The organism is Ketobacter sp. MCCC 1A13808 (assembly GCF_009746715.1).
Taxonomy (GTDB): Bacteria; Pseudomonadota; Gammaproteobacteria; order Pseudomonadales; family Ketobacteraceae; genus Ketobacter.
Map to the genome: position 1 here is coordinate 116,844 of NZ_VRKW01000012.1, position 6,733 is coordinate 123,576.

Annotated in this window: 9 protein-coding genes; 4 read left to right on the forward strand and 5 right to left on the reverse strand. The window is 46.7% G+C overall.

The window, feature by feature from the left end; genetic code table 11:
* Positions 1-54: 54 nt before the first annotated feature.
* The 4 genes from FT643_RS18520 to FT643_RS18535 all read right to left on the reverse strand — a co-directional run bounded on the left by FT643_RS18520 (position 55) and on the right by FT643_RS18535 (position 3,571).
* Positions 55-1,320: a HipA domain-containing protein gene (locus FT643_RS18520; protein ID WP_156872905.1), complete on the reverse strand. Its 1,266-nt coding sequence runs from the start codon at positions 1,318-1,320 to the stop codon at positions 55-57.
* Positions 1,313-1,600 carry a helix-turn-helix domain-containing protein gene (locus FT643_RS18525; protein ID WP_198043677.1) on the reverse strand — a complete coding sequence of 96 codons (288 nt, stop codon included), beginning with the start codon at positions 1,598-1,600 and terminating at the stop codon, positions 1,313-1,315. Before FT643_RS18525 ends, FT643_RS18520 begins: the two co-directional genes overlap by 8 nt.
* 687 nt (positions 1,601-2,287) lie before the next feature.
* Positions 2,288-2,620, reverse strand: a complete 333-nt coding sequence (locus FT643_RS18530; RefSeq protein ID WP_156872906.1) for a hypothetical protein — start codon at positions 2,618-2,620, stop codon at positions 2,288-2,290.
* A gap of 483 nt (positions 2,621-3,103) precedes the next feature.
* The gene (locus tag FT643_RS18535; protein WP_198043679.1) at positions 3,104-3,571 is read right to left on the reverse strand and encodes an MORN repeat-containing protein; all 468 of its coding nucleotides are present in this window, start codon (positions 3,569-3,571) and stop codon (positions 3,104-3,106) included.
* A gap of 624 nt (positions 3,572-4,195) precedes the next feature.
* Here FT643_RS18535 and FT643_RS18540 point away from each other — a divergent pair.
* Together FT643_RS18540 and FT643_RS18545 are read left to right on the forward strand one after the other, a co-directional pair.
* Positions 4,196-4,654, forward strand: a complete 459-nt coding sequence (locus tag FT643_RS18540; protein ID WP_156872908.1) for a hypothetical protein — start codon at positions 4,196-4,198, stop codon at positions 4,652-4,654.
* 213 nt (positions 4,655-4,867) lie between these two features.
* Entirely contained in the window at positions 4,868-5,125 is a 258-nt protein-coding gene (locus FT643_RS18545; RefSeq protein ID WP_156872909.1) for a hypothetical protein, read from the forward strand.
* 143 nt (positions 5,126-5,268) lie between these two features.
* On the opposite strand, the gene FT643_RS23200 is transcribed toward FT643_RS18545, so the two are convergent.
* Complete coding sequence (locus FT643_RS23200; RefSeq protein WP_198043681.1) at positions 5,269-5,529, reverse strand: hypothetical protein; 261 nt, start codon at positions 5,527-5,529, stop codon at positions 5,269-5,271.
* Between the two features lie 130 nt (positions 5,530-5,659).
* Between FT643_RS23200 and FT643_RS23205 the strand changes: the two genes are divergently transcribed.
* Together FT643_RS23205 and FT643_RS23730 are read left to right on the forward strand one after the other, a co-directional pair.
* Positions 5,660-6,235 carry a restriction endonuclease subunit S gene (locus FT643_RS23205; protein ID WP_198043684.1) on the forward strand — a complete coding sequence of 192 codons (576 nt, stop codon included), beginning with the start codon at positions 5,660-5,662 and terminating at the stop codon, positions 6,233-6,235.
* Positions 6,236-6,409: 174 nt separating this feature from the next.
* Complete coding sequence (locus FT643_RS23730; protein WP_255473966.1) at positions 6,410-6,535, forward strand: hypothetical protein; 126 nt, start codon at positions 6,410-6,412, stop codon at positions 6,533-6,535.
* Positions 6,536-6,733 lie beyond the last annotated feature (198 nt).

Sequence of the window (6,733 nt, forward strand, 5' to 3'; positions counted from 1 at the left end):
AATCCATTGTTAGAACTAACGACCACTGATAGGTGCTTTTGCAGCTAGCTTGATTTATCTGGAAATCCGTTGGCAAGCTTCCATTATGGGCCCATGAATGATCAGACGAAGAGTCCTTATTTCACCCGCATCTAACCTGCCTTTTGCTATGGAGGTATCCAAAATCTCATTCGCTATTGTTGGCAGGGAAGTGCTCCAGCGATTCATTAGCTCGTCGGCTTTTCGTTTCGGAACATTCAGTTCGCTTGCAACGGCCATGATGTCCTCGCGAGTGATTGCACCAAATTCCTTGGTCTTGCCCAAAGGCGTTACCAATTGATCCTCGTTCCACTGGCCAGGACGTTGACCATGGTAAATTGAGGTGCATAACAGATCGTAAGCGGGTGTAATTTCCAGGCCATCACTGTCATAGAAAAAACTCACGTTCTTTAAATGCGCGTCTGAGTTTCCGGCCAAGTAATTAAACACAAGCCATTCAAATAGCCGCATCCGGGTTTGGGCTTTTTTCTGGCATTGTTCAGCCAGTTTCAATAAGGATTCCATGGTGCACTGCGCGTATTTGCTAGTGCTGTTAAGCCCAAGCGCCTGACAGCCGTCGATCATATAGCGGCGACGAGTTTGTTCCTTGAACCTGGTACGGTCAAAACGGGTAATCAGGTACACGCTCTCAGGAACCTTGGTGAGTTCAACGTTCGGTATGTCACTAAGCACCCGCTGCGCCAATGTCATAACGAACCACTCATTAGCTGCCGTATTAGGATACACATCCCGATTTTGATGATCAGGCTTTAGGATATGGGTCGAAGGGGTTATCCCGACGGGATCAAATATTTCTCCCTGTCGATAAATCACTGGCAGTTTGTGTTGTGCGCCTGCCAGAGACATTCGTTTTGGTGACCCGTGGGAAAGGGCTACTTTGGGCAGTTGCTGAATGCGAGCCGACAGGGCATCAGGTAGTATTAACTGCTCACCTGACTCCACTGCGCGACTTTGCTCAGGATCAATCAATGTCAGCGCACCTGCCGTTTCCATGCCGTAATAAGCAAGCAATGCAAAATGGTCTTCCGGGTCGACGTTAGCATCGCTCGCCATCAGCTTACGGGCCGCTTCTTCCGGGAGCAGATTATCAAAGAATGCTTGGACCGGTCGCCAAGTGCCACTATCTACATAGGCCGTCTGACTCAGTGGAAACTGGGGTGACAAGGGGTGTCCTTGTTGCCGCCAAGCATCCTCATAAAGCATTTGCCAGTGACCATTGTTTTCGATAAGGCTGGCTACTGTTTGCCCCTCGATCATTACCCCCAGGAAACGCTCAGTCATCCGTGTTCATCCGATCCTTGGGAAGCCGAAAATAGATCTCAATGCCCAGCTCCTCACACAGTGCGAACACCCCACCCCAATTTGCAGTCGGTTTGCCCGTCTCCACATTGCGAACATAAAGGTGGCTGGCACCGATCATTTCTCCTATATCATCCTGGCGGATCGATTGCTTTTTGCGACTCTCCTTTATCAATGCGCCGGCCTCCATGGTATTGCCCACACGGCGCATACGTTGGGTGCTGTCTTGCGCCGTACTCTCGCTCTGCATCTTATCTGCCATATTGCCTCGCTTTATCGAATCTACAGATTAGATTTCATTATTCATGTCAGAGTAACACAGAAAATCGAACTCACAGATTCGATCCTAGTGCTAAATAGAATTTCCAATCTAAAATCGAATCTATAGATTCGACTATGGGTGTAAGGACAAGCCAAACGACGTTGAAAGTTGAGTGATATATAGCCATTTGATGGAGCAGATGGTGGATTGACTGATGTCAGTGTGACTCTTCAAGCACCTCTATCTATCAAGCTGGCACCCCCTGGATCCGCCGGAATAACAGTGCTTCCGCTCTACGGTCTGTCGTCATGCCCATCTTCCGTTCAGACACAATGGAGCTTTAGAGCAGTATAAAAGTATGGTTGCTTTGATGAGTGAAACGCGAAACAGAATACAGGCGGTATGATCCTGATCTTGAGATTTGAGTAAATAGATAAGAGGTCGTTAGGTTTTTCTTACCACGCCCTCTGGCAAGGCGGTGAGAATGTCGAATTCTACCACAGCCTGAGTGGGGTCTTTGACGTTCCCCCTTGATATCGCAAGTTGCTCGACAGCGCACTCGTGAACGGGGGATTTCGAGGCCCACCCGTTGGTGAATTTCACGAATTCTGGTGTCGGGATAACGGCCTTCATCTTCAACGATCAGGGCCGCCAGCCGAATAGGCAAAGGCCATGATTTAGGCAGTGCTATTTAAGCGAAATACGACGCCGGAAATGATAGATCCATACCGGCCAGGCAAATAGGGTTCCATACACAAACAAGCCCTTAAAAAAGCTGCTGAGCTTAATTTCTTTGGGAGCAATGCCCAAAAGCAGGATCAGACAGCCTCCCATAATGAGCCAAGCGAACTGCGCCAGGACAGTCCAGTAGGGCGCATCGAAACTGTGAATCAAACTACACAATGCGATTACCGGAAGGTAGAGACCAAATAAAAAATGAACCGGATGATTGCCTTTGGTCAGGTTATAAAAGTCACTGCCCACAGCCTGACCGGGCGGAGTTGGGGTTGGATACTGCATTCTTACTCTCCACTGCTAAGTATATGAGTATGTACTAGTGAAGCGATTGGTCAATCGGGCTTACGTGATCCTGTTCTCAAATCGTTGCAGCGGAGTTCCAGAGTAATAGGCGTATGGTTGCTAGGGATAGCAAAGCGCCGTAAAGATTACCGGGGGTATGATTCTGACGTTAGAATTTTAGTAACAGGAAAATGAGGGCATATGGTTTTTCTAGAATCTGCAGTCATATTGATTACATCCCAAACTCCAGAAACAACAAAGCCTGCACAAGGCAGGCTAAGGTACTGAATCTTATGCCGGTTCCGGAATCGAACCACCGACCCGGGGATTTTCAAACTCCCTGTCTGAATTTAAAAAAACCATTCTAAATCAACTTCTTCTCACTTATTTCTCCAGCCGTGTGATGATTCGGCTACGGCTACGGCTACGGCTACGGCTACGGCTACGGCTACGGCTACGGCAACTGCATGGATGAGGGGCTTTCTACCCCCCTGGCGTGCCATAAAGCTTGCTGTCTTTGCAGTCAATCTTTTCGCCGGCGCGATAACACTCGACATTATCAGGCTTCGCTGAACCTTTCTTAAAGTCACCTTGGGCGACATCCCCCTCAAAGCTGACAGCGCCATTTCCAACCAGCATGGCACCATCAAAGTTGCCCGCGGATACAGAGTTGATGTCCATGCTGATCATGACGCCTTCTCCGATGAACTTATCATTTTTCCAGTGTCCAGCCATCACCGTTCCGTTTTGTGCATAGCTGATACCATAGCCATGGCGATTGCCATTCTTAAGCTCGCCCACGTAGGCACCTTGCTCAGTGGCATAAATCGCTCGGCCGGTGAAGCTTTTCATCTGTTCTTTTGTGACAACCGTATAACCGGAGTTCGCGGTGTCGGCTTGGCACCCCAAGGACATGATAAGTGCCAGTGAGAAGACAGTTTGTTTAATCATTTGCATTGACCTTTTATTACACGGGTAATGATGCTCTGAAAATTTGCCCAAAAGCGAGCTTGCTCAGGAGTTCCCCTGGTGGAATGGCGGGAGTATTGCGCGGCTGAAGCCTTTTGAGCACCAAGGAGTGTCAGGCGGTTGGAGTTGGCGATAGTCTTTGCCAAGTCTAGCCACTCTTCGTTTCCGATAGCGACTATACCTATTTCTTTGTCCATCCAAGACAAAACGTGTGTGGCCGACAGCAAACCAGCGAACAAACCTGACTGCCCGAGTATGCTTTTTATGTCCTGAAGTGCCTGCTTGTCCTCCTGATCTAGGGTGACTGAAATCTGTTCAGGATGATTTCACATTCCATGGTGACTCCGGTGTCCAAGTTTTATAGATAGACAATAGAGGGACAAACAGCGCCCCAAAAAGGGGGGATTACCGGTTCACGTTGATTCGATACTGACGGCAATATTGCGTTTGGGTGAGGCAGCTCTTCTGACAGTCTTTGATCGAAAAGTGGCCATATGGGCTGGGACAGGTTTTGTTGGGCAAGCCTGATAATATAGTCAGCGGGTTTGTGCGTTGTATGTCTTATGTCTATGTAAGTTGTATGTTTAATTTTAAAGGGATCTCCTTATGCCGAAGAAAGTCTTTCTATGTTTGTTGTTTTTGGGTATTGCAGGCTGCGCACAACATCAAAGCAGTACAATACCTGTGGGGTTGTCAAACGGACTTGATGTTGGGTTTCCCGCTAATGGAGTTTCTAGAATAGAAGGGGAAGACATTCGTTTTTACGGGGAACGGGGATTTCATGGTTATGTTCAGAAAGAAATATTACCAAAAGAACACCAGCCAGCGACCGATTTTGTCGAACGTGCGCTTGAGCTATCCAAAAAGAAAGACTGGAAAATAAAAGAAATTTCAAAAGACGGTTACGTTGGTTACGTTGGTTACGTTGGTTACGTGGTGTATGTTGAGAATACAGCCACTCTGCATTTGGCGAGTGACCAAGATGCTGAAACAGTCTTTACCATCAGTACGGCGGATCAAGATAAAATTGACGATGTCATTGCTACCTTAAAGACACCTCGATAGCGGTTCTGAAATTACGCGCTACGGTCGCTTTGCAATGAATGTTCACTTTGAACGAAGTGTCCATAAAGGCTTTTCCGGCATTTCTGATCAGGCGTAGCGCGTATTTCTTGAACGCTGAGGTTGGTGTCAGCAGATCTTTTGGGTTGGGGACTTCATTGCTCTTGCCCCTCCTTGATCGAGACGCTAAAGACAATCAGCTGGTGCGATTCGGATGTGAGCTTTTACTATTATTGCGATATGGACCAGTACGAGGTGGGCTATGTGTTGGAAACCGATTCGGGCTTCATCGCCATGGAAACTAAGTTGTCTGCCACCGTACGCAAATCGGATTTTAGGGGAATAGAACGATTTGCCCGCCATGTGGAGCAGCACTTTCATTCCGGAATATTGTTTTATGATGGCGATCATGTTCTACCCTTTGGAGAAAAGTTGTGGGCAGTACCAATCGCTTGTATGTGGTCTGGTCAATAACAAGCGAATAATCGATTAGAAGAAATAAACATGCTACCAGCAACCCTTAATGCCAGAGCTTTTTCGGATAACGCCAAAACGGACTGACTACAAGGAGAGAAGGAAATAAGCTGCAAGTGCAGCGTGAATGCCGCACACGGCGTTCACTCTATTACCATCGCTTCTACTTTGCTTTTTGCGACTTTCAAGCTGGTTGTATAAATTTGTCGATAGCGTTTAATGGCTAATATTTTATGGACGGAGTTCGCCAAACGTACAATGTCTTCATCTGTAGTGGCGGATTCGTGTGGCAAAATTCCACCTTTTATAAGGCGTTTTTCACATAGGTTTTGCAACACTATCATTGTCGATACCGCTGCTAATCCAACAACGGCTATGACAATTAATCCGTACCATGATTCCACGATTATCTCCTTTGCAAAATTTCCGGATTCGAAAGTAGCTCGCTTTCAACCTAGGATGCATATATACCTTTCTCACGTAGATGCCACATTGCATCTACTATTGTGGATCCACAGCCAAGTATGCGACCTAATGCTACCGCTGCACTGCCTGTCGCTGCTCCCGCATAATAAGCGGCACCTAAAGCTCCTGGTTATCAACCAGAAATGTATTCGTGACGGAAGGATAGATTTATCTGAGGCCAGACGTCACGACTCCAGGGCGGACGAATCAAAATATATCCAACATGGCGACGCTTTAATAAACTCCACTGGCGTTGGTACTTTAGGAAGAGTCGCTGTCGTTGAGTTTAAGCCAGAGAACATAACAGTTGATTCTCATGTGACGATTTGCCGAGCAGACCCTGAAAAGATTGATGCTTTTTATCTGGCATATACTGTGGCAAAGCTTCAACAGTATTTTGAATTTATGGCAGCCGGCTCGACAGGTCAGGTTGAATTGAATAAATCTTTAATAGAAGGCATAAAGGTGCTGGTTCCTGAGAAAATGAAATCGCTGATAGTCCAAAAGCAGATATTGTTTAGGCAAGTTGAAATTCTTGAAAAAACTAAAAGTCAGCTTTTACCCCGACTAATCTCTGGAAAACTATCCGTCGAAGAACTGGACATCCAGTTTCCACCCAGTATGCAAGAAGAAGTTGCCGCATAAGATAAAAAGGGAAATCACCACAGGTCATCACCATGGTAAAGGGCAAGCTCATAACCACCGAGGAAGAACTTACGCAGGCAACTTGCAGGGATTTCTTAGGAGTTCGGATGGACGGTGGCTGTGAGGTCAGCTCTATTAAGGAAATTTTCAACCCACTAAAGCAAGGAGCGCTTAATGGCTAATCAACATATACAAATCTACACCTCTGCCGATGGCACGGTTCAACTGGATATTCAACTGGAGCAGGAAAGCCTTTGGTTGACCCAGTTGCAGATGGGGGAAGTATTCGACCACCCCTGAAAACGTGCTGATGCACCTTAAAAATATCTTTAAAGACGGTGAGTTACCCGAGCAGGCAACTACTAAGGATTTCTTAGCAGCTTGTTGAAAAACTCCCCTTACTAACTATTTTGTGAAAAAATAGCGTTTTCTTCTCTTTGAATACAGAGCCTAACTATGCGCGGTGAAGACATCAGCCAACCCAAACTGTTTATAACG

Bases quoted from the DNA above. Each gene is read 5' to 3' on its own strand.
- FT643_RS18520 (WP_156872905.1), bottom strand. From the start codon at position 1,320: ATGACTGAGCGTTTCCTGGGGGTAATGATCGAGGGGCAAACAGTAGCC.
- FT643_RS18525 (WP_198043677.1), bottom strand. From the start codon at position 1,600: ATGGCAGATAAGATGCAGAGCGAGAGTACGGCGCAAGACAGCACCCAA.
- FT643_RS18530 (WP_156872906.1), bottom strand. From the start codon at position 2,620: ATGCAGTATCCAACCCCAACTCCGCCCGGTCAGGCTGTGGGCAGTGAC.
- FT643_RS18535 (WP_198043679.1), bottom strand. From the start codon at position 3,571: ATGATTAAACAAACTGTCTTCTCACTGGCACTTATCATGTCCTTGGGG.
- FT643_RS18540 (WP_156872908.1), top strand. From the start codon at position 4,196: ATGCCGAAGAAAGTCTTTCTATGTTTGTTGTTTTTGGGTATTGCAGGC.
- FT643_RS23205 (WP_198043684.1), top strand. From the start codon at position 5,660: ATGCTACCGCTGCACTGCCTGTCGCTGCTCCCGCATAATAAGCGGCAC.
- FT643_RS23730 (WP_255473966.1), top strand. From the start codon at position 6,410: ATGGCTAATCAACATATACAAATCTACACCTCTGCCGATGGCACGGTT.